This is a genomic window from Rubrivirga sp., from assembly GCF_049648075.1.
GTDB lineage: Bacteria > Bacteroidota > Rhodothermia > Rhodothermales > Rubricoccaceae > Rubrivirga.
In genome coordinates this window covers 1-1,625 of sequence record NZ_JBARYR010000378.1, presented here as the reverse complement: position 1 = coordinate 1,625, position 1,625 = coordinate 1, and the positions used below count along the sequence as shown (strand labels likewise).

At 66.6% G+C, this 1,625-nt stretch carries 1 protein-coding gene; it reads left to right on the top strand.

The features are described from left to right. Window positions 1-132: 132 nt before the first annotated feature. The coding region (locus WBA11_RS10980; protein ID WP_424520730.1) for a hypothetical protein at window positions 133-1,625 on the top strand (1,493 nt) is incomplete at its 3' end.

Sequence of the window (1,625 nt, the reverse complement as noted above, 5' to 3'; positions counted from 1 at the left end):
GCTCGGGACCGCGCCCTCGAGGCGCTCAAGCTGGTGAACGAGTAGAGGCCGCCCCTCGAGGGCGGACATCGAGCGTCTTCCCACTGGACCGCCGCGGTGCCATAGGTTAGGGCCACCGTTTCTCGTGGCTCTATGCGCTTGCTACCCCGTCCGACCGTCCTCTCACGCCTCGTTCTCGCTGTGGGGCTCGCTGCCTTCTCGGGCGTTACCGCCGTGGCCCAAACCGCCCTCGAGGAAGGCGACATCGCCATCATCGCGGTCGACCCGTACAACGTGGACGGCATCAACGACCAGGTCTCGTTCGTACTGCTCACGGCCGTCGAGGACGAGACCCAGATCCGGTTCTCCGACTACGACTACGACGCAGGAACGGACTCTTTCTCCGACAGCGGCACGGACGGCGAGCTTCTGGTCACGCTCAACGCGCTCGCGGCTGGGACCGTGGTCACGATCAACGTCGGCGGGTCTGTCGTCCTCGAGGACGGTACGCAGGGCTCGGTCACGGTGAGCGAGAGCGGGTTCGGGCTTTCCCAGTTCGGCGGCGACTCCGTCGTCGGGTTTCAGGGCGCCGGGTTTACTGCTGGCGCCAACGCCGTCGCGGGCCGGGCCGACGACTTCCTGTTCTTCGTGAACGCTGGCACGAGTGTGACTGGGGCCCCGTCGGCCCTCGGCGCCGACGCAGCCACGTCGTTTGCGAACCGGACCGTCGTCTACGACACGCGCGACGCGGGCACCAACGCTCCGACGGAAGGCACCAAGGCCGAGTTGATCGCGGCGTTCAACGACACGTCGAACTACTTCGTCCAGAACGCCAACATCAACCCCGGCGACTACTTGCCGGCCGCGTTCACCATCACGGACGGCGCTGTTTCCATCACCATCACGCCGTCGAGCAGCGCGGGCGCCCCCCAGGCGGTTGCAGAGGACGAATCGCGGACGTTCACCGTGACCCTCTCGCGCGCCCCGGCGACCAGCGTGACCATCCCGCTCGCGTCCAGCGCCACAGACGAGGCGACGGTCCCGGCGTCCGTCACTATCGCCGCAGGCACCATGACCCAGACGTTCGACGTGACCGGCGTCCAGGACGCCACGGTCGACGGGGACCAGGCCGTCACGATCACGACCGGCGCCGCCACCGGCGATGCCGACTTCGCCGGCACCGACCCGGCCAACGTTTTCGTCACTGTGACCGATATCGATGTTGACCTGGGGACGGAGCTGTCCCCAGGCGACCTCGCGATCATCGCGGTCGCGCCTGTCAATGGCGGGTCCAGCTCGGTGGGCGGCAACGACGGTGAGGAGTTTTCCTTCGTCCTGCTGACGGACGTCGTGGACGGCACCCAGATCAACTTTTCTGACTACACGACCAGCGCGAACGGCACGATTGCTGAAGGCAGTTTCGACGGCATCGTGACCGTCACGCTCAACGCCCTCGAGGCAGGGACCGTCGTGACCGCGAACATCAACACGATGGCACTCGCGGACCCGTCGCACGGAAGCCTCATGCTCGTCGAGGGCGGGTTCATCTTGTCGGAGTTCGCCGGCGACGCCTTCTTCGCCTACCAGGGCAGCGCCACCTCGCCATCGGCGGACGACTTCTTGTACTACACCGAACTCCCTGACGC